Genomic DNA, 24,285 nt, shown 5'->3' on the forward strand with positions numbered 1-24,285 from the left:
GGAGACTTTCAGGCCGAAAATGGGCAGCTGGCTTCATGGGATATCTGTCGCGGCCAGGCCATCCACCACTGGCTGGTGCCATGGCGATGCACAACGTGGGCTCCTACCCGATTGCCGTGACGGTGCCTGCGCCTGCAACCGACAACGCCACCACTCCCCCCTCCGCTGGTGGACGACCAGGAGGTGTGGGGTACCACGGTTCTTGCGTGCAGGCTGGGGTGGAGTTGCGATTCGCGGGTGTTGCCTATGTGAGGCCAGGAGGTGAGTCTGGATGCGCCTATTATCATTGCGTACAGGGCTCGGGAAAAGATTGTGTGATTGCCATTCAGCGGCGAAGTGGAAGCATGGTTAACCGATCCGCATAAGCTGAACGCACCGAGCGGGCATTTCCCATGCCTCTTCCCATGAGAGGGCTTTGGCAGTACAGGTTCAGATGATTGGGATGCTTATACGGCCAAGACTGCTGCCAACAGGGTGGTTGCTGGAACCGTCCAATTACTGTTGGGCATCACAACGACTCAAACTCACCCTATGTCATCGCTTAAGCAACCTATAGTCTTTGAAACGGCCTTCGCGTCATACACCGCAGAGAGCCTGCTTGGCGAAGGGGGCGCCGGCCGAGTGTATGGGGCAAATGCTCCTGACGGATCTCAGGTGGCGGTGAAACTCTTAGCTCAGGAACGCGCATCCAGGGACAAACGCGGGCGCTTCAAGAATGAACTCGCCTTTCTTCTTCGCAATAGCCATAAGAACATCGTCACAGTAACTGATCACGGCCTTATCAAGCTGCCAAGTGTCAGCGGCCCGTTCTATGTGATGCGTCGCTTTGATTGCAGCCTGAGGACTCTCCTGCTCGAGTCGCTAGACCCACAATCGATGATGCGGCTCCTAGCTCAATTACTTGATGGCGTTGAGGCTGCTCACCTTCAGGGCGTAGTCCATCGGGACCTCAAGCCAGAGAACGTCCTGTTTGACAGAAAGACCAATGTGTTGGCAGTAGCTGATTTTGGTGTTTCCAGCTTTACAGAGGATGCGCTGGCCACCATTGTCGAAACCAAGCCCACCCAGCGGCTCGCGAACTTCCTTTATGCCGCTCCGGAACAGCGAGCTCCAGGTCGAAAGGTTGGAATTCCCGCAGATCTATACGCAATTGGTCTCATGCTAAACGAGCTATTCACGAAGCAGGTGCCGCACGGAACTGACTACAAGACAGTTGCCAGCGCATCACCAGATTTTTGGTTCCTAGATGCCATTGTCAGCCTGCTACTTCGACAGGACCCCAACGAGCGTCCTCAATCTGTCGCGGCCGTCAAACAGCTAATTCAACGCTATAGCGCTGAGGCAGTTTCTCAGCAACGCTTGAGTGAGCTATCGAAGACAGTTATATCTGCGACTGAGGTCGATGACCCTCTTGCTATCAACGTTCCGGTGATCACCTCAGCAGACTGGTCCGGCAACCGACTGACGTTAACGCTAGACCAACCAATTTCTCAGGGGTGGATTCAAGCGCTTCTGAATATGGGCAGCTACACCTCCGCTTGGGGAAGGGGTCCTGAAAGATTTCGATTTCATGGAAATACGGCAATTGTCCAGGCGTCCGAGCATGAGGTACAACAGGTCATTGACCACTTCAAGGGTTGGTTGCCCAAAGCCACTGGCGTCTACAAGAACACCCTCGAGCAGCAAGCGAAGCGAGAGGAGTACCAGCAGAGGCAGAAGCTACAGCAAGAACGAGAAGCCGAAGAACGGAGGCTTCGCGTTTTGAACAACATCAGGCTGAAGCTCGGTTGCTGTGCAGTGATGCCCAACCCACCACCAATCGAGCGGACCTCGCGAAAAAGCCGCGCGAGGTCCGCTCACGCCAGACCTTAGACTCCTGACACAATCGACAACGAAACCGGAGCACTCGGCAACAATCGCTAGCAGGAAGATCAACTCCGCAGTCGTTGAACTATCCGAACGCCTAAACGCTGGCCTGCTTTTGCATCTTGCTTTGCTCCTATTGACAAGAGGTTCAGGGTGCAGCTTGCGATGGCCATGGGCCTCAGAAATGCTGGAGGGCCAACAAGCCGCAACAAGCCCAACGCCAGATGGCCGCGCAAACATTGCCATATGGCAAGGAAGAACTCGCCGGCTACTGCCTCCTCCAGCCCTGACCAGGGAGGTCCGGCCTCAATCCTGCGCCTGCCAGCAACCAGTTTGGTTGAGCTTCGCGATGCTGTCCGCAGTGGACTGCCGTTCTCCGCGTTTGTAGCGCTCACAAAGGAACTCGACATTTCTCCGCAGCACTTCACAGCGGTTTTCGGGATCCCCCCTCGAACCGTCGCCCGCAGGAGGGAGGCGCGACAGCTCACCCCCCAGGAATCTGATCGGCTTTATCGGGTGGCAAGGGCGGCCTCGCAGGCCGTCGAGGTGCTTGGCTCCATCGACAAGGCCCACGTATGGCTGAAGACTCCCAACCGTGCACTGGGCTGCGAGAGGCCTCTCGATCTTCTGGACACTGAGATCGGCGCGCGCCAGGTGGAAGACGTGTTGCTGCGCCTCAACTACGGGATCTTTAGCTGATGCGCGTTTGGCGGATCTGCCGCAAGCCCTACGTGGATACAGCGCTTGATGGCATCGGCGAAATGCACACCTCCGGTCACTGGCACACCAAAGGTCATCCCATCGTCTACACCGCCACCTCTGCGGCGCTTGAGGTGCTCGTGCATGTCGATCCGCTCACGGCTCCGGCCGATTTAAGACTGCTCGCGATCGAACTTCCTGACGACCTGTCCACCCAAGTCCTCGAAACGGACTCGCTGCCGGAGGGCTGGCATTCGGTGCCAGCTCCAGCATCGCTGCAAAGACTCGGGTCGTCGTGGCTCACGAGCGGGCGCACTGCGGCATTGAACGTGCCATCCGCCGTCATCACGGTCGAACGCAACGTCTTGCTCAATCCTCGGCATCCAGAAGCGCAGCGACTGCGCGTCAGCTGCGATGAACCGTTTACGTTCGATACGCGGCTCTTGTGAAAGGGAGCCAGTCAATAGCACCATCCCCTGGGCCGCCACCGCAAACCTGTCTACTCAGCGCCTCACTCACGTTGCGGCCAAGTGATCGCAAGCATGAGGCCAATGCGGTTCGCACCTAGTTAAGAACGGATCATTCAGCGACCATTGGATTCATGAGCAGCCTTGAAAAGATTGAGGCTGCAGCCCATCAGCTGTCGCAGCCGCGCTGGCCGAGTTCCGGTCCTAGTCCCAGTCGTTCACGCTGAGAACTGGAAGGAGTTGCTGGAGGATGGCATGACGAAAGGCAGCCATGTCGATACTCTGACTTCTGTTTTTTTTGGATCACCTGAGTGCTGAGGCAGCTGAATCAGGCTCTGACTCGCTTCCTCTTCCACACGAACAGACAAGCAGGATGACGCCGATACGTGTATCACGAGATCAGATGAAGGTAGCCAACAAACAGCTGCTGATCTCAACCCGATACGGCATAGCAGTGATTGACGACTTCAAAGCCCATGGAGCCAGTCAACAAGCTCGTATGGATGCTGATTTAATGGACTGGGCGTGAACTCAACTCGTTGGCGCCGTGTGGGAGGCCGAACAAGCACTTCTCACGGACAGACCACCACAAGCCCATGACTTACACCTCCATACACTCCCTGCTGGCCAAGCACTGGCAATTCTCAAACCCAGATATCTCACAAGTTATAATTCATATGATCCTTGTACTGAACATAAAGCCCCTCCAATCTCGTCATCAGCTTGCGTAGACGCTCTGTTCCATAAGGGCCGGCGAAATGGTGGCTTTGTCGTTCGGTGAGGAATGAGAGGAAGTCTTGGGGGTTGCACGACTCCTTGCCGTGCCAGCTGTGGAACTCCAGGTGAATCTTTCTCTCGATCACCAGAATGTTCTCCAGCCGGGTGGCCAGATCTTTGCGGGTGTTGAGGTCAAACAAGTGATGGCCATCGAGCTGGAAATCCGTGGTGGGCTTCTGGACGCGATTGGTGATCGCGCAGCGGCCGTTGGCCAGCTTCTTGGCGGCCTCCTGCGCCTTGCTCACATGGGCATCGAAGGATTCCAGGAACTTCCTGCGGTGCTCCAGGCAGGGTTCCACCACTTCAGACACGGCACTCAGCCAGGCCTTGCGGCTTTTGGAAACGCTGCTGTTCTCAGCCATATCGATGGCCAGGCGGCCGATTCCCTTCTGGCTCCAGTGCTCCACACCGTCAAACTCATCGAAATGGGTTCCCTTCTTCAATGGCTCCGTGCCGGTGTAGGAATCGGATCCCAGTTGCCGCTTGCGTGAGTTGTTCAGCCCTTTGCCATTGGTTTTGAGCACATTGATCACCTTGTTGCGGTGCAGATAGATCAGATCATTGGCGATCAGCACACTGTTGTCGTTCAAGGTTTCCTGGATGATTCGGCGCTCCACCAGCAGCTGCCGCATCTTGGCCTTGCGCTTGGTGATCGCCTCCACAAACAACTCCTTTACGAAGCTGAAGATGTTGCTACCAGATTTCTCCTTCAGATAGGCAGCAATCGCCGTGACCCCCTCTTCGTAGAACAAGCGGCTGCTGGTGGCGCGGTTACTGCCCGATGCATATTCAAAATGCTCGCCTTCTGCCAAGTCCCACTCATCATTCCCGTGCCGATCAAAAAACGCGACGACCGCATAGAGCTTTTTCATGCTGATGCCCAGCAGCTCTGCCGTTTCCGTATCCGTGAGAAGTTCTCGCATGGCGGTTGAAATGGTCGTCACTTATTTGAAGTAGGCCAGCAGGGTGTCTCTCATCACCTGGAGTTGCTGAAACACGCGGGGATCTCCACCGTGATCAGGGTGATGAATCTTGGCGAGCGATCTGAACACCTCGTTCACGTCGTCGACAGAGGCCGTTTGTGAATCAAGGCCAAAGGCAATCCACGGCCTGAAATTCTCGAGCACATCGATTCCATTGATCGTTGTAGGGCCAGTGAGCGAGCGTTCGTCTTCCGGAACGCCGATCCATTGCCGGTAGAGCTTCAACCAATCGGCGCGGCTTTTCAACACCAGATCTTCTCCTGCCATGGCCATCTGGAAATCCTTGTTGGCCCTCAGCGTCTTTACATCAGCACAGCCAAAATGCTTGAAGACCGCACTCTTGAGCTGGGTCAGCGTCAGAGGCTTCGGCTTGGCTGGCTTTGCTGTCTTCGGTGGTTTCGGTGGCTTGGGCTCCTTCTTCTTGTGGTTGGCCACAACAAACCGAGCAAAGCCCTCCAGCAGGGACTTGTCGATATTCTCACTGGCCGCTAACCGCGTAATCTCTGCTTGGATGTATGAGTTGAGCGACAAGGCGGGCTCTTCCGCTGATCCCTTGGCTGAAGCCATGGAACAGATACAGGAGAAAGGGTTTGCATAGAATAGGGGAACGAAAGTTTTTACATCTCATTGATGACATTCTTTGCAATGCGGCCGTCAATTTGCCGTACAAGCACCGCCAAGGCGAGATGCATGCTGGTGTGAACCGATCTCGCTCAGCGACAGATCCAGGTGAGCGAGCCGGAGTTCATCATCTTTTGAATAAACAAGGCGCCGCCCTTCTGGCAAGTCAGTCATCGACTGCATGAGATTCGGGCTGGCTTCCCGAGATGCTTCTGGAGCGTGTACGTCGCAGGTCAGTCAGAGGGCCGATGGACAGCTGGTGCGGGTGCTCGAGACAAGGCACACCAAGCAACGGGCTATGCAGCAGCTGAGCCTTTCGTCACGCCTGTTCCCCAACCCACCGGCGCCTTCACCCCACCACCCCCTCACTCGCCACCCATAACCGCCGCGCCAGCTCCGTGTCCTGCCCTTCAACACTGGTGGCACTCGCCTCGAACACTCGCCGGCCTGGGCCAACCACGCGGTTGCGGTGGAAGCTGAAGCCGTTGGCGGCGTAGGCGGGGTCGCAGCAGAGGGCGGCCAGCAGGGCGCCGGCGGCTTCCACGCTTTCGGTGAGGCGCAGCACGGAGCGGGCCGCGAAGGCGAACAGGCGTTGGCCCAGTTCGTTGCTCTGGCGGCTGTAGCGCCAGAAGCCGCCCTCGCTGGTGGGCGGGATCACCAGGCCCGGGCTCCAGCTGAGCACCGGCAGCGGCGTGCCTGCCTCTTCCAGGCGGCGCGCGAACTCACGGGCGAACAGCACGTTGCAGAGCTTGCTGTCCTTGTAGGCCTTGTCGGCATCGAAGCTGCTGCCATCCACCATCAGCACCGGCTGCCCCGCCTGTAGGCCGGCCAGGTCACCCAGGCCCGCGGGGGATCCCACCTTGCCGCCGGCAGTGAGCGGGTCGTGCACTTCCGACGCCGTGACCACCAGCCGCGGCGCCTGCCCCGCCAGCAGCAACGGCGTGAGTTGCTGGGCCAGCAGGAAATGGCCCAGGTGGTTCACCGCAACGGTGAGTTCATGGCCCTGGGGCGTCAGTCGTGGTGTCGTGGCACCGGCGTATTGCAGGCCCGCATTCAGCACCAACGTGTCGATCGGCTGCCCCTGCGCCAGCAGCGCCTGCCCGCAGGCGCGCACGCTCTCCAGATCGCCCAGGTCGCACACAGCCACCGCCGGCGCCGTGCCTCCCCCGGCGCGTTCAGCCAGCTGCCGCTGGGCCGTCTCGGCCGTTGCCGCATCGCGGCACAGCAGCGTGAGCGAATGGCCGGCCTGGCACAACCGCACCGCCGCCTCGAAGCCGATGCCGGAGTTGCCGCCGGTGAGCAGCAGGCGGCGCGTGGCAGCCATGGGCAGACCCCACCAGGTGCAAAGGGCGCCAACCCTAGAAACCGTCGGCTTCACAATGGTGCGCGCAGCCCTTCCGCCGGCCGGTTCGTTCATGCAGTGGCGCGCCACGATTCGCCGCCTCGAACGCAACGGCCTCGGCCTGCTGCTGTTTCCCCTGCTGGTGCTGCGCCGCTACGTGCAGCTGGTCAGCCGCACGCTCGAAGCCCTGCTGTGGCAGGAGCTGATCGCCAACCAGCCGCTCGACAGCCAGCTCGGCAACCTGCTCGCCTTTCTGCTGTTCTCCGCCTTCTGCCTCTGGGCCACCCTGGAAGGGGCCATCCCGTATGTGATCGGCCTGCTGCTGTTCCTGCTGCCCCTGGAGCTGCTCGCCAACCAGCTGGGCCATTCCTGGCGGCCGGAGTGCCGGATCCTGCTGGAGCGCTGGGGGGATCGGCTGTCCTGGCGGTGTGAATCCGCCGGCAGCCACGAGCAGCTGGAGCTGCAGCACCACGCCCTGTCCGCCGTGCTGATCCGCGCCGCCCCGCTCGCCCTGCCGCTCGGCGAAGCCCGTCCGCAGGGCTGGGATGTGCTGCTGGCGGTGCAGGATCCTGCCCGCGAGCTGCTGCTCGACCGTCAGCCCACACTCGCGCTCGCCTGGCAGCGCGCCTTTGCCCTCGCCCGCAAGCTGGCGTTGCCGCTGCGGTTGGCGGAGGCGAACAGCCAGGAGGACGAGGAAGCGGGGCCGCCGGCGAGCGTGTGGGCGGTGGTGGAGGAAGACGGCGCCACCCGGATCTTCCGCGACCGCAGCACCGTGAGCGCCTCGCAGTGGTGGCGGGGGTTTGTGCACCAGGGCGGCTACCTGCTGTTTCTCGCCGTGCTCAACACCGTGATGGTGAAATACGGCGGCTTTCTGGTGTGGATGCTGGGTCCGCGGCTGGGCCTCACCGCCCCCACCACGCTCGTGCTCGATCTCTCCCTGCCCGGCCTGCTCTCGCTCGCCCTGCCCGTAGCGAGCGTGATCCAGGCGCTGCTGGTGGTGGCGGCGCTCGGTGCCGCCGGCTTCGGCAGCTACCGCCACTGGAGCCGGCAGGAGCTGCGCATCGATGCCGAACACGTGGGCGTGTGGCGCACCGGCCATGCCGCCGTTCACCTGCCCACCCGCGCGGTGGTGGCCGCGCTACCGCTCGATCAGCCCGAGCCCCAGGTGCTGCTCTGGAGCGAGCGCCGTCCACCCGTCCAGCTGCAGGGCCTCGCCGGTGCCCGCGAAGCCGCCGCACTGGCGGGCACGCTGCAGGCGGCGCTGGAGCGCTGGAAGCCGGCGGCGGAGGCCATTCCGGCTGCAGAGCCTGAAGCCCCCGCAAGCGAGGAGCCGGTGCCTGAGGCCCCCGCCGGCAACGAGCAGCAGCGGATCGTGAGCAGCGCCGCTGCCCTGCCGCTGCAGCAGCGGGCCGACTGGTATGTGCCGACCGCAGCCGCCTACGACGCCGTGCGTCCCGGCTACCCGCCGGCGGTGATCGAGCAGGTGGCGGCACTGGCCGGGGTGGGCGAGGGTTCAGCGCTGCTGGAGCTGGGCTGCGGGCCGGGCACCGCCACCGTGGCGTTCGCGCGGCGCGGCTGCGCCATCACCGCTCTGGAGCCCAACCCCGCCTTCGTGGCGCTGGCGCGCGAGCGTTGCGCCGGCTTCGGGCGCGTGCGCATCGAGCCGCTGGCCTGCGAGCAGTGGCCGGTGCAGGAGCAGGCCTTCGACGCCGTGCTCGCCGCCAGCTCCTTTCACTGGATCCCCGCCGGCCTCGGCTCGCGCACCGCCGCCCGGGCGCTCAAGCCCGCAGGCGCCCTGATCCTGCTCTGGAACAAGGAGCTGCAACCCTCGCTCGCCCTGCACGAACGCTTCGCCGCCAGCTACGCCCGCTTCGCCCCCCACCTGCACCGCCGCGAGAGCGACGCCGAGCAGCAGGCGGTCCTTGAGGCGCTGGTGCGGCAGCTGGTGGATCCCGCCCTGTTCACCACCCCGCAGGGCGTGCGCGTGCGGGTGCAGCTGCGCTACACGGCGGAGCACTACCTGGCCCTGCTCAGCACCTACTCCCCCTACCTGCGCCTGGAGCCCGGCCCCCGTGAGGCCCTCTTCGCCGAGCTGCGCCGCCTCATCGACACCGAGGCCGGCGGCAGCGTGGAGCTCACCGGCCACTCCGCCTTTCACGTGGCCCGCAAACGCGGCTGACTCCCCAGATCGCCGGTCCCAGACATAGAATCTGTTCACAATGAACAGACACTGAGCGTCGAATCCGCTCAGCAGAGGCCATGCCCCGCACCCTTCGCGATCCTCACCACCACGCCATGCTCGTGTCGCTGCAGCGCCGCTACCGGGCCGCCATGCACACCGGCAACGTGAGCGCCAAGCAGGCGCTCTACCGCGAGGCCGTGTATCTAGGCATCCAGCCCGCCCTGCTGCATGGCGGCAGCGATCACACCGGCGGCAGCGGCGTCACCGCCTCCTGACTCAACCCCCGCAGACAGCGGGCCAGGTCTTCGCGCACCTCCAGAAAACGGCGGTCCACCCGCAGCGCGCCCAGATCGCTGCGGTCGAGCTCGGCTTCCACCGTGCGCACGATCCGGCCCGGATGCGGCGCCATGATGTGCACCCGCTGGGCCATCAGCAGCGCCTCCTCCAGGTCGTGGGTGATCAGCAGGGCGGTGAGCCCGGTGCGGTTCCACAGCTGATAGAGAAACTCCTGCATCGATTCGCGGATCTGCAGGTCAAGGGCGCCGAACGGTTCATCCAGGAGCATCACCTTCGGATCGGCCGCCAGGGCACGGGCGATCGCCACCCGTTGCTGCATCCCGCCGGACAGCTCCCGTGGCAGACGCCCTGCCGCATCCTGCAGGCCCACCACTTCCAGGAAATAGCCGGTGCGCTCACGCACCTCCCGCGCCGGCCGCCCCTGCAGCTTCATGCCGAAGGCCACGTTGTCGGCCGCCGTCATCCACGGATAGAGGCTGTATTTCTGGAACACCATGCCGCGGTCGTGGCCGGGGCCGGTGATCGGACGGCCGTCCATCAGGATTGTGCCGCTGGTGGGGCGATCGAGCCCGGCGATCAGGCGCATCACCGTGCTCTTGCCCGATCCGGAGCTGCCCACCAGCGCCACGAATTCCCCCGACTTGATGTCGAAGCTGATCGTGTCGAGCACCTGCTTGGCAGCACGGCCCTGCCCGAAGGATTTGCACACCGATGTGAGCGAAAGATGCATGTCAGATGGCCCAGCGGCAGGTGCGGCGCAACACGAGTCGGAACAGCAGGTCGATCACCAGACCGATCAACCCGATCACGATCAGGTACGCGAAGATCTCATCGGTGCGCAGGAAGCGCTGGGCCAGGCTGATGCGCTTGCCCAGCCCCTCGTTGGCGGCCACCAGCTCCGCCACGATCACCAGGTTCCAGGCGGCGGCCATGTTGATGCGGTACGCATCCAGCACCTGGGGAGCGATGAAGGGTGTCACCACGCGGGTGAGGATCTGGAAGCGGCGCCCACCCATGGTGAGGGCCGATTCCAGCAGTTCGGCCGGCACGAACTTCACCGCATCCATGATCATCAAGGTGTTGAAGAACAAGGTGCCGATGAAGATCAGCAGCACCTTGGGAAGCTCCCCCAAGCCGAAATAGATGATCAGCAGCGGGATGAAGGCCGGCGCGGGCATGTAGCGGATCAGGCCGATCAACGGCTCCAGTAACCGGCAGATGATCCGGTTGCTGCCCATCGCGATCCCCAGCGGCAGTGACACCAGCATCGAGAGCGCATAGCCGCCCAGCACCCGGCCGATGCTGGCGATCGCATCGGCCAGCAGGATGCCCGCCTCCGCCTGGGCGGAACCCGCCGCCAGCACCGCCGCCGGGCTGGGCAGAAACAGCTTGTCGACGCTGCCACTCGCCGCAATCAGCTGCCACACCACCAGCACCGTGAGGATGCCGAGCACACCCAGCACCCACGGATGGTCGAGGCGTCGCCGCAGGCCCGCGCTCAGCTTCACTGCGCCGCATCCACGAAGCGCGGATCAAACAGCTTGGTGAGATCCGGCGGGGTCTTGGCCAGACCCACCTCCTGCAGGAAGGTGCTGATCTGGGCGGCGGCGAACGGCAGCGAATCCATCGTCTCGCCCGGCTTCATCGCCTGGCGGTTCTGCTCCAGCGTGAAGATCGTGGTGCCGGCGTCGTACTCGGTGTACTCCGCCTCGCTCACGCCAGCGCGGGCGGCCAGGATCGCCAGGCTCGGGGCCGGATTGGCCTTGATCTCCGCCAGCGTGGCGAACCAGGCGTTCACCACCTTCTGCAGCTGCTCAGGGTTCTTCTCCACGAATTCGGTGCGGCACACCAGGTGGTCGCTGATCGAGCCGGGGAAATCCTTCGACGAGAACAAGGTGGTGCTGCCCGGACGCTTCAGCGCCTGGGTGGTGAAGGGCGCGAACACACCCACCGCATCCACCTGGCCGGCCACGAACGCAGCGGCGGCGGCGCCGGTTTCCAGCGGCACGAAGGTGATGTCGGAGGCACTCAGGCCCGCCTTCTTCAGGCCCAGCAGCAACAGGTAGTGATCAACGGTGCCTTCTTCCGCCGCCACCTTCTTGCCTTTCAGATCGGCCACGCTCTTGATGCCTTCGGCGGCGATGATCTGGTCGTTGCCGGTGGAGTTGTCGTTGGTGAGCACCACCGTGAGGGCGGCGCCACCGGCGATCGAGCTGATCGTGTCACCCAAGGTCTGGCTGTTGCAATCCAGCTGGCCGGCATTGAGGGCGTTGATCGAATCGAGGTAGCCGTCGAACCACTGCAGGGTCACCGGCACGCCCGCCGCCTCGAACAAGCCCTTTTCTTCGGTCACCTTCCAGGGGATCCAGCCCGGCCAGGCGCTGTAACCGATGCGCACCGGCGATGCCGAGGTTTCCGCCGGCGGCTGCTGGCAGCCCACCAGCAGGCCACCGCCCAGCAGGGCCGTGAGCAGCAGGCTGGTGGTGCGCCGCAGCCTGAGGCGCGGGAAGCGGAAGCGGGAGGGTGCGGTCATGAAGAAACGGGTGTGGGGGAACGGAGCCGGAGCCGGGGCGGGCAAGAGAAACGGCTGGCGCGGGCGCGGCTCAGGGGGGCGGCTGGCGCGAGGCGTGGCGGGGGCTGGCGCGGGCTGGCATGTCAGAAGAACTCCAAGTAGTGCTCCAGCTCCCAGGCCGAAATCGCGCCGTGATAGGCCTGCCATTCCGCCCGCTTCAGTGACACAAACGCGTCGAACATCGCGGGCCCGAACACCTCACGGCAGAGCGGATCGGCGGCAAACGCCTCGACCGCTTCGCCCAGGTGGCGCGGCAGCGTGTGCAGCCCGCGCTCGGCCCGCTCCGCTGAGCTCAGTCGGTAGGCATTCACCCGGTTGGCGGGGGGCGGCACCAGCTGCTCGCGGATGCCTTCCAGGCCTGCCGCCAGGATCAGCGCCGCCCCCAGGTAGGGGTTGCAGGAGCTGTCGGCGGCGCGGCACTCCACCCGCCCGCCCGCAGAAGGAATGCGCAGCATGTTGGTGCGGTTGTTGTTGCCGTGACAGATGAACACCGGCGCCCAGGTGAAGCCGCTCATGCTTCCCTGCGCCACCAGCCGCTTGTAGCTGTTCACCGTGGGGGCGATCACGGCGCAGATCGCAGCGGCATGGCGCAGCACCCCGGCGATGAACTGCTCCGCCAGCGGGGTGATCGCGCCCGGTTCGCCACTGCCGGGATCGAACAGATTGGCGCCGCTCTGCACATCCGCCAGCGACATGTTGAAGTGGGCGCCGCTGCCGGTGCGGTGCGCGAACGGCTTGGGCATGAAGCTGGCGATCAGCCCATGGCGGCGGCAGATCTCCTTCGCCATCAGCTTGAAGAAGGTGAGCCGGTCGGCCATGGTGAGCGCCTCGGCATAGGCGAAATCGATCTCGAACTGGCCGTTGCCGTCTTCGTGATCGAAGGAATACACGCCCCAGCCCAGGCCATTCATGCTCTGCACCAGCTCATCGAGCCAGTCGAGGTTGTCGAGCAGGCCGCCCAGGTCGTAGCAGGGTTTATCGAGCGTGTCGCGGCCGCTGGCCGGCACGAGCGTTCCATCGTCCTGGCGCCGCAGCACGAAGAATTCGGTTTCGATGCCGAGGTTGAAGCGGTAGCCCAGCGCCGCCGCCTGCTGCCGCACCCGCGTCAGGATCTGGCGACTGCAGGCCTCGAACGGGGCGCCGTTGAGCTCCAGGCTGCTGGCCAGCCACACCACATCACGGCGCCAGGGCAACACCGTGGCGCTGGCCAGATCGGGGATGGCCGCCACTTCGTCGTCGCTGACATCCTGCGGCACGCCATCAAGAGCCGCGCCGGTGAACAGCTCCGACCCCGACAGCATCGAGGCGAAGTGATCGAGCGGCACAGCCTTCGCCTTGCCGTTGCCGTGGATGTCCACGAAGCTGGCCAGCGCATACGTCACGCCGCGGCTGAGCAGATCCACCTGCACGTCTTCCCCCACGCCTGCGGTCGTCGGCTGAGGCGCCGATGGCGTCGCTGGCAGCGGTGCCGATGGGCTGGCCAGCTCCATCAGGCGTTCACCAGGGCCGGCGGCTGGCTGGCGGCGTGCTCACGCACCGTGGCCAGCAGCCAGCGGTGCCACTCGCCCATGCCCTGGCCCGTGCCGGCCGACACGCGGAACACCTGGGCGCGGGGATTCACCGCCCGCACATGCTCCTCGATGCGGCTCACATCCACCGGCACATACGGCAGCAGATCAATCTTGGTGATCAACACACAATCGGCCTCGCGAAACATCACCGGATACTTGAGTGGCTTGTCATCGCCTTCGGTGACACTCAGCAGCGCCACCTTGAGGTGTTCACCCACCTCGAATTCCGCCGGGCACACCAGATTGCCCACGTTCTCCACCCACAGCAGATCCAGCGCCGCAGGATCGAGCCGCTGCTGCAGCAGGGTGAGGCCGCCGCTCACCATCGCCGCATCGAGATGGCAGGCCCGTCCGGTGGTGATCGGCACCACCGGCACCCCCACCGCCGCCAGCCGGTCGGCATCCAGCTGGGTGGTCATGTCGCCCTCCAGCACCGCCATCGCCAGCTCAGGCGAAAGGGCCGTGATGGTGCGCTCCAGCAGGGAGGTCTTACCGGCGCCGGGGCTGCTCATCACATTCAGGCAGAGCAGCTTCCAGGCATCGAAATGCTCGCGGTTGTGGTCGGCACGGTGTTGATTGGCCGCCAACAGGTTGCGTCCGAGTGTGTCTTCCAGGGGCATGTGCATGACGTTCAGGCGGAAAGGATGGAAGCCCGGTCTGCGGGTACAGCGGGGGAGGTGTAATCGATGCTGCGAATCCTCAGCTCACGGCCCGAGAGGATCTCCTCCATCGGGTGGTGGCAGCAGGGGGATTGGTAGGCCTGGGCAGGGTCGGGGCTGTAGTCGCTGCCGCAGGCCACACAGCGCGCCCGCAGCGGCACCGATTCGATGCGCAGCTCCGAACCATCCAGCCAACTGCCCTGCACCGCGGCCCCGTAGGTGAACACCAGCGCGGCGGGTTCCACGCAGGTGAAGGTGCCCACCTGCAGATGCACGACCTGCACGCAGGGAACGTGGGGATGGTGCTCCTGCTTCCACTCTTCGAGCGAAAGCAGCAGGCAGCGGGTCATGTCCACTTCATGCATGGCTCACCTCCATTTCTGGTCGACGTTCATGTTGCAGGCCTCATGCAGCCAGGCTGGCTTCTGCTTGCGCGGCAGCTGACCGCTCACCACCAGGTGGGCCATCACATCGCAGATCACCCGCGTGGCCATCAGGGACGTCATGTCGCTGATGTCGTAAGGGGGGGAAACTTCCACCACCTCAAGGCCACACACCGGCACATTGCGCACGATCAGCTCCAGCAGCTTGAGGGCTTCCCGTGGCAGCAGGCCGCCCGGTTCCGGCCAGCCGGTGCCGGGCACGAATCCGGCGTCGATGCAGTCGATGTCGAAGGAGATGTAGACGCAGTCGGTGCCATCGGTGGCGCGCTCGATCGCATACTTCGCGGCGGCCTCCAGGCCCATGTCGCAGATGTCCGTGACGGTGAGCACGTTGGTGCCCCGCTCGCGGCACACCTTCACCCCTTCGCGCGGCACCTGCCAGCCGCCGATGCCGAGCTGCACCAGGTTCTCGGCCGGCGCGTTGGCCATGTTGGTGGCATGGAACCAGGGGCAGGTGTGCATGCGTTCATCCAGGTCGATCTCCTGGGTGTCCACATGGCGGTCGAAGTGGATGATGCCCACCTTCTTGTCGCCGAGGTGGCGGCAGACGCCCCGCACCGTGGGGAAGCCGATCGAGTGATCACCGCCGAGCAGAATCGGGAAGGCGCCGCTGGCGAACACATGCGCCACCCCCTTGGAGATCTGGTCAAAGCTCTTCTCGTTGTTGGCGGGAATCGTGAAGATGTCGCCCACATCGCAGAGGCTGATCGATTCGCGAAGATCCACCCCCATTTCGTAGTTGTAGGGGGTGTAAAGCGCCGAGATGCGGCGGATGCCCTGGGGGCCGAAGCGGGTGCCGGGGCGGTAGGTGGTGCCGCAATCGTGCGGGATGCCCACGATCGCCACATCGAAGTCACCGACGCGGTTCACGTCTTCGATGTAAGGCGCCTTCATGAAGGTGTTGATGCCCGCGTAGTGGGGCAGCTCACCGCGCGAGAAGGTGGAGATGCGCCGGTCAACGATGCTCTCGGCCGCTTCGAGGCCATAGCGCAGCCCCTGGTCGACCTCCTGCTGCCAACCGGTGAGCGGCAGACGGGCTTCCTTCTCGAGCGCCTCGGCGCCCTGCTGGCCGGCGCCTGTACTGGAACTGCGGCGGTCAAAGGCCTCTTCAGGCCCTGGGGTTGCTGTCATGGCGGAACACGGAGGTGGGGGGTGCGGTCTCCCGGGCTTTTATCCCTCCGTGCAACCGGGTGACCCCGGTGAGCCTCTCTCGGACCAGACGCCCATGCCGGCTCGCTGATGCGAACAGACGCAGACCGGAACCCTAGAAGCTTCTTCCGCTGCGCCCAGAGTCCACCGAAGCCCCAGGAAAGACTGTGGCCACAACTACGGAATGGTCAGCTGGCCGGCCGCGCCGGGGTGCTTGCAACCGCGCGCCGCTGCACCAGCCTTACGCTTCGGAGCCGCCGTGGGGCCTGCGATGGAACCCAACCCAACGGCCAGAACGCCGGAACCGGAACCACCACCACCCGCCGCCACCGGCGGCTTGCTGCACATCCTCGGGCTGGGCTTCGGGCTGGCTGGGGCGGTGGGCGGCTCGATGGGTGCCGGCATCCTGCGCACCCCGGGGCTGGTGGCGGCCCAGCTGGGCAGCGCTCCGCTGATCCTGCTGGCCTGGCTGGTAGGCGGGCTCTATGCCCTCTGCGGTGCCTTCGCCGTGGCGGAACTGGGGGCGGCCTTGCCCCGTGCCGGTGGCTGGACGATCTACGCCCGCCGCGCCCTCGGCGATCGCGCCGGCTTTGCCGTGGGCTGGATCGACTGGCTCGGCCATTGCGCCGGCCTGGCCTGGGTGGCGATCACGATCGGGGAGTTCGCCCGCGGCCTGGTGCCAGCGCTGCCCCCCGGCGGCAAAGCGGTGGCCCTGTTCACCCTGGTGGGCTTCGCCCTGCTGCAACGGCTGGGCCTGCGGGCGGGCAGCCTCAGCCAGCAGATCCTCAGCCTGCTCAAGGCCGTCGCCTTTCTGGCCTTGATCGGCGCCTGCCTGCTGGTGGCCCCGCCCGCCGCCAGCACGAGCACGCCGCTGCTGGCCCCGAGCGGCACCCCGCTGGCCCTAGCCGCCGCCGGCGTGTTCGCGCTTCAGGCCGTGATCACCACCTACGACGGCTGGCAGAGCCCGATCTACTTCGCTGAGGAGTTCACCGCGCCGGCCACCGACCTGCCCCGCTCCCTGATCGGCGGCGTGGTCGCCGTCACGGGGGTTTACCTGCTGGTGAACGTGGCCCTGCTCAAGGTGCTGCCGCTTGAGGCGATGGCCGCCTCCACCCTGCCGCTGGCCGACGCTGCCGCCCGCCTGTTCGGGCCGTTCAGCGCCCAGCTGATCACCGCCCTGGCGCTGCTGTCCTCGATCGGGCTGGTCAACACGGTGATCATGTGTGCGCCGCGCATCCTGTTCGGCCTCAGCCGCGATGGCCTGTTCCTGCCCGTCTTCGCGCGGGTGAATGCGGGCGGCACCCCCGATGCGGCCCTGCTGCTCACCACCGCCGTGACGGCGACCCTGATCCTCTGCGGCGATTTCCAGCTGCTGCTGGGTGTGTCCGTCTTTTTCTATGTGCTGCTCTATTTCACCGGCATCACGTCGCTGTTTCTGCTGCGCTGGCGTGAACCGGAACTGGAGCGCCCGGTGCGGGCCTGGGGCTACCCGCTCAGCGCGGCGGTGGTGTGGCTGGGCTCGCTCGCCTTTCTGATCAGCGCCGCCATCGGCGACAGCACCAACAGCCTGATCGCCGCCGGGTTGATCGCCCTCAGCCTGCCGGCGCAGCTGCTCAGCCGCCGGATGGGCTCGCCAGATTGCGGAAGCGGGTGAACTGCGGCTCGAACAGCAGCTTCACCGTGCCCACCGGGCCGTTGCGGTGCTTGGTGACGATCACTTCGGTGATGCCGCGATCGGCCGTGTCCGGGTTGTAGTACTCGTCGCGGTAGATCATCAGCACCAGGTCGGCGTCCTGCTCGATGGAGCCCGATTCACGCAGATCGCTCAGCATCGGCCGCTTGTTGGTACGGCTCTCCACGCCGCGGCTGAGCTGGGAAAGGGCGATCACCGGCACGTTCAGCTCGCGGGCCATGCCCTTGAGGCCCCGGGTGATGCGCGACAGCTCCTGCACGCGGTTGTCGGGGGTGGAGCCCTCCATCAGCTGCAGATAATCGATCACGATCAGGCCCAGCTCCTTGCCCTGCTCGGCCATCAGCCGCCGGCAGAGCGAGCGCATCTCCAGCACGCCCGCATTCGGCTTGTCGTCGATGAACAGGGGCAGCTGGCCCAGGGTGTTGATGCCCTGGCCCAGCAGCGGCCATTCCTCCTGCTGCAGGCGCCCGGTGCGCAGCCGGCCGCTCTCGATCCCCACCTCCATCGAAAGCAGCCGGTAGGTGAGCTGCTCCTTGCTCATCTCCAGCGAAAACACGCACACCGGCAGCTGGTGGAGCTGGGCCACGTTCTTGGCGATGTTGAGCACGATCGAGGTTTTGCCCATCGCCGGCCGACCCGCCACGATGATCAGATCGCTGCGCTGCAGGCCCTGGGTGATGGCGTCGAGGTCGTAGAAGTTGACCGCGATGCCAGCCATCGACGTGCCGACGGAGCGGCTTTCGATCTCGTTGAAGGTGCTGGTGAGGATTTCGGCGGTGGGGGTGAGCCCCACCGACGGTTTCTCCTGGCTGATCGCGAAGATCTGCTGCTCCGCCTCATCGAGCACCTGCTCCATCGGCTTCGACTGGTCGAAACCCAGCCGGATCACCTCGTTGCCGGAGCGGATCAGCTGACGGCGCAGGTATTTGTCCATCACCAGGCGGGCGACCTGGTCGATCGAGGCGGTGCTGAGCGTGCGCTCCACCAGCTCCACCAGCCGGTTGGTGCCGCCCACCTTCTCCAGCTGGCCCGTATCGGCCAACCAGGCGGCCATGGCGGTGAGGTCGGTGGGCTTGCCCTGGCTGTGCAGCATCAGGGCGGTGCGGTACACCTCCCGGTGGGCTGTGAGATAGAAGGCCTCCGGACGCAGCACGTCGGCGATGCGGCCCATGGCGTCGGGGTCGAGCAGGATGCCGCCCAGCACAGCTTCCTCCGCCTCCAGGTTCTGGGGAGGCAGCTGGTCGGGCAGGGCCTCGAAGCGGGCTTCGTCCTGCTCGCGCCCGCGCCGCCGGAACGGCCCGGCACCGCCCGCCGCCCCGCCTGGCGCGGTCGTGGGCACGGCACCGGGGCCGTCCGCAGCTGGAAAAGGGACGCTCACCATGGCGGCAGGCTAAGGGTTCCCGGCCGACGCTCCGGTGTGCGTTGGTGCCCCGTGCGGGCGGCGGCGGGGCCGTTGCAGCCGCCGCACAGGCCCACAAAAAAAACCGCCAGAACCCTCAGGGGCCTGGCGGCGGGACATGGAAAGGAGCGGGCGGCGAGGCCGCCTGGCGCTCAGTGGCTGACCACTTCCAGGTTGATCTCGGCCACCACGTCGTGGTGGAGCTTGATCTGCACCTTGTAGGAGCCGGTGCGGTGGATCTCGGGCACCTCGATATGGCGGCGGTCGACCTCTTTCTTGGTGGCCGCTTCGATGGCCTCGGCCACATCGCCGTTGGTGACGGTGCCGAAGAGGACGTCGTCACCGCCGGTCTGCTTCTTGACCGTGAAGCGGCCGATGGTGTTCAAGGCCGTGCGGAAGGCTTCCGCCTCCTGCAGCAGCACGGCCTGGCGCTCGGCCTCCTTGGCGCGGCGGTGCTCCACCTGACGCAGCACCGCCGGGGTGACGGGAACGGCTTTGCCCTGGGGGAGCAGGAAGTTGCGGGCGTAGCCGGGCGCCACTTCCACCAGCTCACCGTCCTTGCCGAGGCTGAGAATGTCCTCGCTGAGGACAACGGATACACGCTTGGCCATGGGATCGGGTTAGGGAAACAGGGAGTGCCGCTGGGCGGATCGATGAGCGGGGGCCACCGCCGGGGTGGCGTGCCGCTCAGGCAATCCGACAGCTTAAGTCAGAGGGTTGCCGCCTCAGAAGGCTGCCGTGGCCTTCGGCAGGCGCACCTGGGTGGCCAGGCCCAGGGCCTTCAGCAGCCGGATGTGCTGCCAGGTGAGGTCGAACTGACGGGGACCGAAGCCGTGGCGGGCCGAGTGGGGGAAGGCGTGGTGGTTGTTGTGCCAGCCCTCACCGAAGGTGAGCGCCGCCACCCAGGGGTTGTTGCGTGACTTGTCGCCGCTGACGTGGGCGATGCTGCCCCAGCAGTGGGTGGCGCTGTTCACCAGCCAGGTGCAGTGGTAGAGCACCACCAGGCGCAGCGGGATGCCCCACAGAACCAGGGCCCAGCCGCCGGCACCGGTGACCGTGCCGATCCAGAACAGCAGCAGGCCCAGGGGCACCTGCAGCAGCAGGAAGTTGGTGTTCAGCCAGCGGTAGTAGGGGTCGCGGGCCAGATCACCGGTGAGCCGGGGCACGGCGGCCATCGCCGGGATCTCTTCCATCATCCAGCCCATGTGGCTCCACCAGAAGCCCTTGTGGCTGTTGTGGTGGTCGGCGTCGGTGTCCGAGAACTTGTGGTGGTGGCGGTGCAGGCCGGCCCAGTCGATCGGACCGTGCTGGCAGCTGAGCGCGCCGCAGGTGGCGAAGAAGCGCTCCAGCCACTGGGGCACCCGCAGGGCCCGGTGGGCCAGCAGGCGGTGGTAGCCGAGCGTGACGCCCAGGCAGCCGGTGACCCAATAGAGCACCAGCATGGAGGTGACGGCCGGCACGCTCCAGAACTGGGGCAGCAGGGCCAGCACGGCCAGCAGGTGGATCACGATCATGAAGCCGATCGTGCCCCAGCGGGGACCCGGTGGCGAGGAGGGGATGGGTTCACCGCGGCGGGGGCGATGCAGCGCCTGAGCCCGGGGCAGGGAGAGGGCTGCCGGCACAAGGCTGGCAACGCCGGCGGGCTTGGCGGCTACGGCCTTGGCCATCCGTTCTGAGACGGCCGCCCATGGGGCACGGCGCTGGGGCGTGACGGTCATAGGGGCTGGTTCCTGATCGGTCTTTTAGAATAGTAGCAGTTCGGATTCGGATTGAGTGGGATATCAGGAAGAAATCGGATCAGGCCGCGAAGCCTTTGCGCATCTGATCAGGGCCTGGCATGAGCGCAACGGCTGGTCCCACCGCATCCTTCCCGGTTTAGCCGAGGTGCTTGATCTCGGCCGCCTCCACAGTTCCCAGGTGTCGATGCTGCGCAACCGCAAGCTGGCCTCCCCGGGACCGGAGGTGTTTCTCGCCTTGGGGCGCATCAACCAATGGATCGCCGCGTCCGGCAGCGCCGACAGCCGCAGCGCCCTGACCGGCCACCCGGAACTGCTCGAAGCGCTGGGGACCGGCAGTGTGCCGCTGCTCAACGACGACGACGGACGGCCCCTCGGGCCCGGGGGATTTCTGGAGATTTTCGTGGGCCAGCGTCAGCCGCCGGCCGCTTTCGACCTGCGCATCGCCTCGGCCGAAGCCCCGGCCCTCAGCTTCGCCTTGGCGGAGCTGCTCACCGCCGGCAGGCCCTGGCGCCTGTGCCGCGAGGCCGTCCTGGGGGCATACCCGCCGGAGAAGGCGCAGCGGCGCGAGCGCTTCGCGGCGGTGATGGCCGGTCAGCGGGATTTTGAAGCCGCAGAGCTGGAAAGCGAGCTGCTGGACCTGAAAAGCACCCTGGCGGGCCTGGGTGCTGCCGGCGACCAGGAACTGAGCACGGCTCAGTTCCTGACCGTGCTGCGACGCAAGGCTGCTCAGCTGGCTGACAGCACGGTGGCCGGTGCGACCAGCAGCGAACTGGGGGCCGCCATCCGTCAGGAGTTGGGGGCGTAGGCCGCACCGGGCACGTAGCGGGCCTCACGGATTCGCTTGGCCAGCCCCAGGGAACGCAGCAGCTTGATGTGCTGCCAGGTGATGTCGAACTCGAACCAGCGCAGGCCGTGGCGGGCGCTGGCCGGGTGGGCATGGTGGTTGTTGTGCCAGCCCTCGCCGAAGGAGAGGATCGCCACCCACCAGCAGTTGCGCGACAGATCAGGGCTGTCGAAGTTGCGGTAGCCGAAGGCGTGGGTGGCGCTGTTCACCAGCCAGGTGACGTGATACACGATCACCAGCCTCAGGGGGATGGCCCAGAGCACCATGCCCAGGCCGCCGCCGTGCACATTGGCCCGCTCGCCGTACCACCACAGGGCCGCGCCCAGGGGGATCTGCAGCAGCAGGAACCAGCGATCCAGCCAGCGGTAGAAGGGGTCGCGCTGCAGGTCGCCCGTGAACCTCTCCACGTGCTGCACGGCAGGGATCTCATGCAGCATCCAGTCACTGTGACTCCACCAGAGGCCGCGGCCGGCGTCGTGGTGGTCGTTGGCCTGGTCAGAGAACTTGTGGTGGTGGCGGTGCAGCCCCACCCATTCGATCGGGCCGCTCTGGCAGGCCAGAGTGCCCATCAGCACCAGGGTGCGCTCCACCCAGCGGGGGGCGACGAAGCTGCGGTGGGCCAGCAGGCGGTGCAGGCCGAGCGTGACCCCCAGCACCGTGACCCAGTAGAGAACCGCCAGCGCCACCACGCTCTGCCAGCTCCAGAAGCGGGGCAGCAGGGCGAACACCGCCCCGACGTGGATGGCGAGCATGAACGCCGTGGTGCCGAACTTGTACGTCCGCTGGCCCTTTGGCAGAGGCGGGCGTCGGGCCGTCACACCGGCGCGGATGAGGGCTTCCTGGCGGTCGGAAGCGTGGCCCCCATGGCTGCGCAGGGGCTTGAACGGGGCCCGCGGATCCGCCGGGGTAGCGGTCGAAGGGGCATCTGAAGCGGCGACCAAATGAACTCTCGCGAAAGTGACGCAGGCTGGAGTTCACCCGTTCGCCCTCAGCGGGCAGAACCCGCTGCTGGAAGCTCCCGAAGGAGAGAGTGGCTCACCAGAACCTGGTGATGAAGGCCGTTTGTAGCCAACACATCAGCAGGAAATCTAGCGGCGAGGGTGAGGCCGGCAGGCAGCATGGCCACCGGCTTGGGTGGCGGGGATGGACGGGCAGCACGAGAAAGGAACCGCCTCGGCCTGGGCCTGCGAGCAGGTGGCAGCCGCCGCTGCGCGGATCGCGCCGCTGGCGGCCCGGCACACCGCCGCGGTGAAGCCCGGACTGGAGAGGGTGCTGGCCGCCTTCGCCGCCGAACGCCTCGGCCCCCATCACTTCGCCTCGGTGAGCGGCTACGGCCACGGCGACCTGGGCCGGGAGGTGCTGGACCGGGTGTTCGCCCGGGTGCTGGGGGCGGAGGCGGCGGCGGTGCGGCTGCAGTTCGTCAGCGGCACCCACGCCATCGCCGCAGCCCTGTTCGGCGTGCTGCGGCCGGGCGACCGCCTGCTCTCGATCACCGGCCGCCCCTACGACACATTGGAAGAGGTGATCGGCCTGCGCGGCAGCGGCCAGGGGTCGCTGGCCGAGTTCGGCATCCACTACGACGAGCTCGCCCTGCGGGCCGATGGCACGGTGGAGGAGGACGGCCTCGCCGCCGCCCTCACACCCCCCACCCGGCTGGTGCTGATCCAGCGCAGTTGCGGCTACAGCTGGCGGCCCTCGCTGCAGGTGGCCACGATCGGCCGCCTGGTGGAGCGCGTGAAGCAGCTGCAGCCCGGTTGCCTCTGCTTCGTCGACAACTGCTATGGCGAATTCGTGGAGGGGCTGGAGCCCCCGGCCGTAGGCGCCGACCTGATCGCCGGCTCGCTGATCAAGAACGCCGGCGGCACGATTGCCCCCACCGGCGGCTACGTGGCCGGCGGCGCCGAATGGGTGGAGCGGGCCTGCTGCCGGCTGACGGCGCCGGGCATCGGCAGCGAGGGGGGCACCGGCTTCGATCTCTATCGGCTGCTGTTCCAGGGATTGTTCCTGGCGCCTCAGATGGTGGCAGAGGCCCTGATCGGCGCCGAGCTGGTGGCCTCCGTGTTCAGCGCACTCGGCTATGCCGTACAGCCGCTGGTGGGGGCCCCCCGCAGTGACGTGATCCAGGCAGTGCGCTTCGGGGCGCCGGAGCCGTTGATCCAGGTGTGCCGCGCCTTTCAGGCCTGTTCGCCGGTGGGCGCTTACCTCGACCCGGTGCCGGCGCCCATGCCGGGATACGCCAGTGAGCTGGTGATGGCCGGCGGCAGCTTCATCGACGGCAGCACCAGTGAGTTCTCCGCCGACGCCCCCCTGCGCGAGCCCTACGTGCTGTTCGCCCAAGGAGGCACCCACCGCGCCCACGTGGAGCTGGCCCTGGAGCGGGCGCTCACGGCCCTGAATCCGCAGCGGCTGAGCTGAGCCCGCAGCGCCAAGGCCGGTCAGACTGGCCTCGTCTTTGCTTCCGCCTTCGATGGCGCTCCAGTTCCCCGACGACTGCCGCTATGCGGACAGCCATGAATACGCCCGGCCGGATGGGGAGCTGATGCGCATCGGCGTGAGCGCCTTCGCCGTCGATCAGCTGGGCGACATCGTGTTCGTGGAGCTGCCGGAGGTGGGCAGCCAGCTGGAGCGAGGCTCCAGTTTCGGCTCGGTGGAATCGGTGAAGGCGGTGGAGGAGATGTACGCGCCGATCAGCGGCACGGTGGAGCTGCGCAACGAAGCGGTGCTGACCAGCCCGGAAGAACTGCAGAACGATCCCCACGGCGAAGGCTGGCTGCTGCTGGTGCGGCCCAGCGACGCCGCCGAATTCGCTGATCTCATGGATGCCGCCACTTACCGCCTGAAGGTGGAAGGCAGCTGAGCGACAAAGGGGCGGTTTTGCAAGGCGGGCCTCGCGAAAGGGCTGGGCGCCGTGCTGGAGCGGCGTCTCGACAGATTTCCCTAAGATCCGCCCCTATTGCCGGGCGTCGCGCCGTGACCGCACCC

24 protein-coding genes and 1 riboswitch are annotated in these 24,285 nt (G+C 65.7%); of the genes, 10 read left to right on the plus strand and 14 right to left on the minus strand.

Annotated features, from left to right (window positions below):
* Positions 1 to 531 precede the first annotated feature (531 nt).
* The 4 genes from KBZ19_RS06820 to KBZ19_RS06835 all read left to right on the plus strand — a co-directional run bounded on the left by KBZ19_RS06820 (position 532) and on the right by KBZ19_RS06835 (position 3,561).
* A complete protein-coding gene (locus KBZ19_RS06820; RefSeq protein WP_255100704.1) occupies positions 532 to 1,872 on the plus strand; it encodes a serine/threonine-protein kinase in 1,341 nt (446 codons plus the stop codon).
* Positions 1,873 to 2,112: 240 nt separating this feature from the next.
* A complete protein-coding gene (locus KBZ19_RS06825; protein ID WP_255100705.1) occupies positions 2,113 to 2,565 on the plus strand; it encodes an antitoxin Xre/MbcA/ParS toxin-binding domain-containing protein in 453 nt (150 codons plus the stop codon).
* Entirely contained in the window at positions 2,565 to 3,014 is a 450-nt protein-coding gene (locus tag KBZ19_RS06830; protein WP_255100350.1) for an RES family NAD+ phosphorylase, read from the plus strand. The genes KBZ19_RS06825 and KBZ19_RS06830 overlap by 1 nt, the downstream gene beginning before the upstream one ends.
* A gap of 421 nt (positions 3,015 to 3,435) precedes the next feature.
* The gene (locus KBZ19_RS06835; RefSeq protein ID WP_255100351.1) at positions 3,436 to 3,561 is read left to right on the plus strand and encodes a BrnA antitoxin family protein; all 126 of its coding nucleotides are present in this window, start codon (positions 3,436 to 3,438) and stop codon (positions 3,559 to 3,561) included.
* Positions 3,562 to 3,691: 130 nt separating this feature from the next.
* Here the strand turns inward: KBZ19_RS06835 and KBZ19_RS06840 are convergent, their stop codons facing one another.
* The 3 genes from KBZ19_RS06840 to KBZ19_RS06850 form a co-directional block, all read right to left on the minus strand.
* On the minus strand, positions 3,692 to 4,753 hold the full coding sequence (locus tag KBZ19_RS06840) for a hypothetical protein (protein WP_255100352.1): 1,062 nt from the start codon (positions 4,751 to 4,753) through the stop codon (positions 3,692 to 3,694).
* Entirely contained in the window at positions 4,754 to 5,359 is a 606-nt protein-coding gene (locus tag KBZ19_RS06845) for a hypothetical protein (protein ID WP_094511416.1), read from the minus strand.
* A 403-nt stretch (positions 5,360 to 5,762) separates the two neighbouring features.
* Entirely contained in the window at positions 5,763 to 6,737 is a 975-nt protein-coding gene (locus tag KBZ19_RS06850; protein WP_255100353.1) for an SDR family NAD(P)-dependent oxidoreductase, read from the minus strand.
* A gap of 55 nt (positions 6,738 to 6,792) precedes the next feature.
* Here KBZ19_RS06850 and KBZ19_RS06855 point away from each other — a divergent pair, with 55 nt between their 5' ends.
* Both KBZ19_RS06855 and KBZ19_RS06860 read left to right on the plus strand, forming a co-directional pair.
* Positions 6,793 to 8,934 carry a class I SAM-dependent methyltransferase gene (locus tag KBZ19_RS06855; RefSeq protein WP_255100354.1) on the plus strand — a complete coding sequence of 714 codons (2,142 nt, stop codon included), beginning with the start codon at positions 6,793 to 6,795 and terminating at the stop codon, positions 8,932 to 8,934.
* Positions 8,935 to 9,014: 80 nt separating this feature from the next.
* The gene (locus tag KBZ19_RS06860; RefSeq protein WP_094511406.1) at positions 9,015 to 9,212 is read left to right on the plus strand and encodes a hypothetical protein; all 198 of its coding nucleotides are present in this window, start codon (positions 9,015 to 9,017) and stop codon (positions 9,210 to 9,212) included.
* Here KBZ19_RS06860 and KBZ19_RS06865 read toward each other — a convergent pair.
* The 7 genes from KBZ19_RS06865 to speB all read right to left on the minus strand — a co-directional run bounded on the left by KBZ19_RS06865 (position 9,179) and on the right by speB (position 15,610).
* The gene (locus tag KBZ19_RS06865) at positions 9,179 to 9,964 is read right to left on the minus strand and encodes an ABC transporter ATP-binding protein (protein ID WP_094511402.1); all 786 of its coding nucleotides are present in this window, start codon (positions 9,962 to 9,964) and stop codon (positions 9,179 to 9,181) included. The genes KBZ19_RS06860 and KBZ19_RS06865 overlap by 34 nt on opposite strands.
* Position 9,965: 1 nt before the next feature.
* Complete coding sequence (locus tag KBZ19_RS06870; protein ID WP_094511399.1) at positions 9,966 to 10,742, minus strand: ABC transporter permease; 777 nt, start codon at positions 10,740 to 10,742, stop codon at positions 9,966 to 9,968.
* Positions 10,739 to 11,767, minus strand: coding sequence for an ABC transporter substrate-binding protein (locus tag KBZ19_RS06875; protein ID WP_255100355.1), 1,029 nt, complete (start codon positions 11,765 to 11,767; stop codon positions 10,739 to 10,741). The genes KBZ19_RS06870 and KBZ19_RS06875 overlap by 4 nt, the downstream gene beginning before the upstream one ends.
* Positions 11,768 to 11,889: 122 nt before the next feature.
* Positions 11,890 to 13,296: a type III glutamate--ammonia ligase gene (glnT, locus tag KBZ19_RS06880; protein ID WP_255100356.1), complete on the minus strand. Its 1,407-nt coding sequence runs from the start codon at positions 13,294 to 13,296 to the stop codon at positions 11,890 to 11,892.
* Complete coding sequence (hypB, locus tag KBZ19_RS06885) at positions 13,296 to 14,003, minus strand: hydrogenase nickel incorporation protein HypB (RefSeq protein ID WP_255100357.1); 708 nt, start codon at positions 14,001 to 14,003, stop codon at positions 13,296 to 13,298. Before hypB ends, glnT begins: the two co-directional genes overlap by 1 nt.
* 5 nt (positions 14,004 to 14,008) lie before the next feature.
* The gene (locus KBZ19_RS06890; protein ID WP_094511388.1) at positions 14,009 to 14,401 is read right to left on the minus strand and encodes a hydrogenase maturation nickel metallochaperone HypA; all 393 of its coding nucleotides are present in this window, start codon (positions 14,399 to 14,401) and stop codon (positions 14,009 to 14,011) included.
* A 3-nt stretch (positions 14,402 to 14,404) separates the two neighbouring features.
* Entirely contained in the window at positions 14,405 to 15,610 is a 1,206-nt protein-coding gene (gene speB, locus KBZ19_RS06895) for an agmatinase (protein WP_094511384.1), read from the minus strand.
* Positions 15,611 to 15,636: 26 nt separating this feature from the next.
* Positions 15,637 to 15,758, minus strand: a riboswitch (guanidine-I (ykkC/yxkD leader).
* Between the two features lie 141 nt (positions 15,759 to 15,899).
* Between speB and KBZ19_RS06900 the strand changes: the two genes are divergently transcribed.
* Positions 15,900 to 17,282 (plus strand): APC family permease, encoded by a 1,383-nt coding sequence (locus tag KBZ19_RS06900; RefSeq protein WP_255100358.1) that lies wholly within the window; start codon positions 15,900 to 15,902, stop codon positions 17,280 to 17,282.
* On the opposite strand, the gene dnaB is transcribed toward KBZ19_RS06900, so the two are convergent.
* The 3 genes from dnaB to KBZ19_RS06915 all read right to left on the minus strand — a co-directional run bounded on the left by dnaB (position 17,242) and on the right by KBZ19_RS06915 (position 20,387).
* On the minus strand, positions 17,242 to 18,702 hold the full coding sequence (gene dnaB / locus KBZ19_RS06905; protein ID WP_094511379.1) for a replicative DNA helicase: 1,461 nt from the start codon (positions 18,700 to 18,702) through the stop codon (positions 17,242 to 17,244). The two genes, KBZ19_RS06900 and dnaB, sit on opposite strands and share 41 nt — an antisense overlap.
* 170 nt (positions 18,703 to 18,872) lie before the next feature.
* Complete coding sequence (gene rplI / locus KBZ19_RS06910) at positions 18,873 to 19,331, minus strand: 50S ribosomal protein L9 (RefSeq protein ID WP_094511377.1); 459 nt, start codon at positions 19,329 to 19,331, stop codon at positions 18,873 to 18,875.
* A 114-nt stretch (positions 19,332 to 19,445) separates the two neighbouring features.
* Positions 19,446 to 20,387 (minus strand): fatty acid desaturase, encoded by a 942-nt coding sequence (locus KBZ19_RS06915; RefSeq protein WP_255100706.1) that lies wholly within the window; start codon positions 20,385 to 20,387, stop codon positions 19,446 to 19,448.
* Between the two features lie 106 nt (positions 20,388 to 20,493).
* On the opposite strand from KBZ19_RS06915, the gene KBZ19_RS06920 reads away from it, so the two are divergent.
* Positions 20,494 to 21,264 carry a hypothetical protein gene (locus KBZ19_RS06920; RefSeq protein WP_255100359.1) on the plus strand — a complete coding sequence of 257 codons (771 nt, stop codon included), beginning with the start codon at positions 20,494 to 20,496 and terminating at the stop codon, positions 21,262 to 21,264.
* Here KBZ19_RS06920 and KBZ19_RS06925 read toward each other — a convergent pair.
* The gene (locus KBZ19_RS06925) at positions 21,246 to 22,133 is read right to left on the minus strand and encodes a fatty acid desaturase (RefSeq protein WP_233132887.1); all 888 of its coding nucleotides are present in this window, start codon (positions 22,131 to 22,133) and stop codon (positions 21,246 to 21,248) included. The genes KBZ19_RS06920 and KBZ19_RS06925 overlap by 19 nt on opposite strands.
* A 313-nt stretch (positions 22,134 to 22,446) precedes the next feature.
* Here KBZ19_RS06925 and KBZ19_RS06930 point away from each other — a divergent pair, with 313 nt between their 5' ends.
* Both KBZ19_RS06930 and gcvH read left to right on the plus strand, forming a co-directional pair.
* Positions 22,447 to 23,718: a methionine gamma-lyase family protein gene (locus tag KBZ19_RS06930; protein ID WP_255100360.1), complete on the plus strand. Its 1,272-nt coding sequence runs from the start codon at positions 22,447 to 22,449 to the stop codon at positions 23,716 to 23,718.
* Positions 23,719 to 23,770: 52 nt separating this feature from the next.
* A complete protein-coding gene (gene gcvH / locus KBZ19_RS06935) occupies positions 23,771 to 24,160 on the plus strand; it encodes a glycine cleavage system protein GcvH (protein ID WP_094511364.1) in 390 nt (129 codons plus the stop codon).
* Positions 24,161 to 24,285 lie beyond the last annotated feature (125 nt).

The organism is Synechococcus sp. L2F (genome assembly GCF_024345695.1).
GTDB lineage: Bacteria > Cyanobacteriota > Cyanobacteriia > PCC-6307 > Cyanobiaceae > MW101C3.

Excerpts from the sequence above, each read along its gene's own strand:
- KBZ19_RS06820 (WP_255100704.1), top strand. The coding sequence starts at position 532 with ATGTCATCGCTTAAGCAACCTATAGTCTTTGAAACGGCCTTCGCGTCA.
- KBZ19_RS06825 (WP_255100705.1), top strand. The coding sequence starts at position 2,113 with ATGGCAAGGAAGAACTCGCCGGCTACTGCCTCCTCCAGCCCTGACCAG.
- KBZ19_RS06830 (WP_255100350.1), top strand. The coding sequence starts at position 2,565 with ATGCGCGTTTGGCGGATCTGCCGCAAGCCCTACGTGGATACAGCGCTT.
- KBZ19_RS06835 (WP_255100351.1), top strand. The coding sequence starts at position 3,436 with ATGAAGGTAGCCAACAAACAGCTGCTGATCTCAACCCGATACGGCATA.
- KBZ19_RS06845 (WP_094511416.1), bottom strand. The coding sequence starts at position 5,359 with ATGGCTTCAGCCAAGGGATCAGCGGAAGAGCCCGCCTTGTCGCTCAAC.
- KBZ19_RS06850 (WP_255100353.1), bottom strand. The coding sequence starts at position 6,737 with ATGGCTGCCACGCGCCGCCTGCTGCTCACCGGCGGCAACTCCGGCATC.
- KBZ19_RS06855 (WP_255100354.1), top strand. The coding sequence starts at position 6,793 with ATGGTGCGCGCAGCCCTTCCGCCGGCCGGTTCGTTCATGCAGTGGCGC.
- KBZ19_RS06860 (WP_094511406.1), top strand. The coding sequence starts at position 9,015 with ATGCCCCGCACCCTTCGCGATCCTCACCACCACGCCATGCTCGTGTCG.
- KBZ19_RS06865 (WP_094511402.1), bottom strand. The coding sequence starts at position 9,964 with ATGCATCTTTCGCTCACATCGGTGTGCAAATCCTTCGGGCAGGGCCGT.
- KBZ19_RS06875 (WP_255100355.1), bottom strand. The coding sequence starts at position 11,767 with ATGACCGCACCCTCCCGCTTCCGCTTCCCGCGCCTCAGGCTGCGGCGC.
- glnT (WP_255100356.1), bottom strand. The coding sequence starts at position 13,296 with ATGGAGCTGGCCAGCCCATCGGCACCGCTGCCAGCGACGCCATCGGCG.
- hypB (WP_255100357.1), bottom strand. The coding sequence starts at position 14,003 with ATGCACATGCCCCTGGAAGACACACTCGGACGCAACCTGTTGGCGGCC.
- KBZ19_RS06890 (WP_094511388.1), bottom strand. The coding sequence starts at position 14,401 with ATGCATGAAGTGGACATGACCCGCTGCCTGCTGCTTTCGCTCGAAGAG.
- speB (WP_094511384.1), bottom strand. The coding sequence starts at position 15,610 with ATGACAGCAACCCCAGGGCCTGAAGAGGCCTTTGACCGCCGCAGTTCC.
- KBZ19_RS06900 (WP_255100358.1), top strand. The coding sequence starts at position 15,900 with ATGGAACCCAACCCAACGGCCAGAACGCCGGAACCGGAACCACCACCA.
- dnaB (WP_094511379.1), bottom strand. The coding sequence starts at position 18,702 with ATGGTGAGCGTCCCTTTTCCAGCTGCGGACGGCCCCGGTGCCGTGCCC.
- rplI (WP_094511377.1), bottom strand. The coding sequence starts at position 19,331 with ATGGCCAAGCGTGTATCCGTTGTCCTCAGCGAGGACATTCTCAGCCTC.
- KBZ19_RS06915 (WP_255100706.1), bottom strand. The coding sequence starts at position 20,387 with ATGGCCAAGGCCGTAGCCGCCAAGCCCGCCGGCGTTGCCAGCCTTGTG.
- KBZ19_RS06930 (WP_255100360.1), top strand. The coding sequence starts at position 22,447 with ATGGACGGGCAGCACGAGAAAGGAACCGCCTCGGCCTGGGCCTGCGAG.
- gcvH (WP_094511364.1), top strand. The coding sequence starts at position 23,771 with ATGGCGCTCCAGTTCCCCGACGACTGCCGCTATGCGGACAGCCATGAA.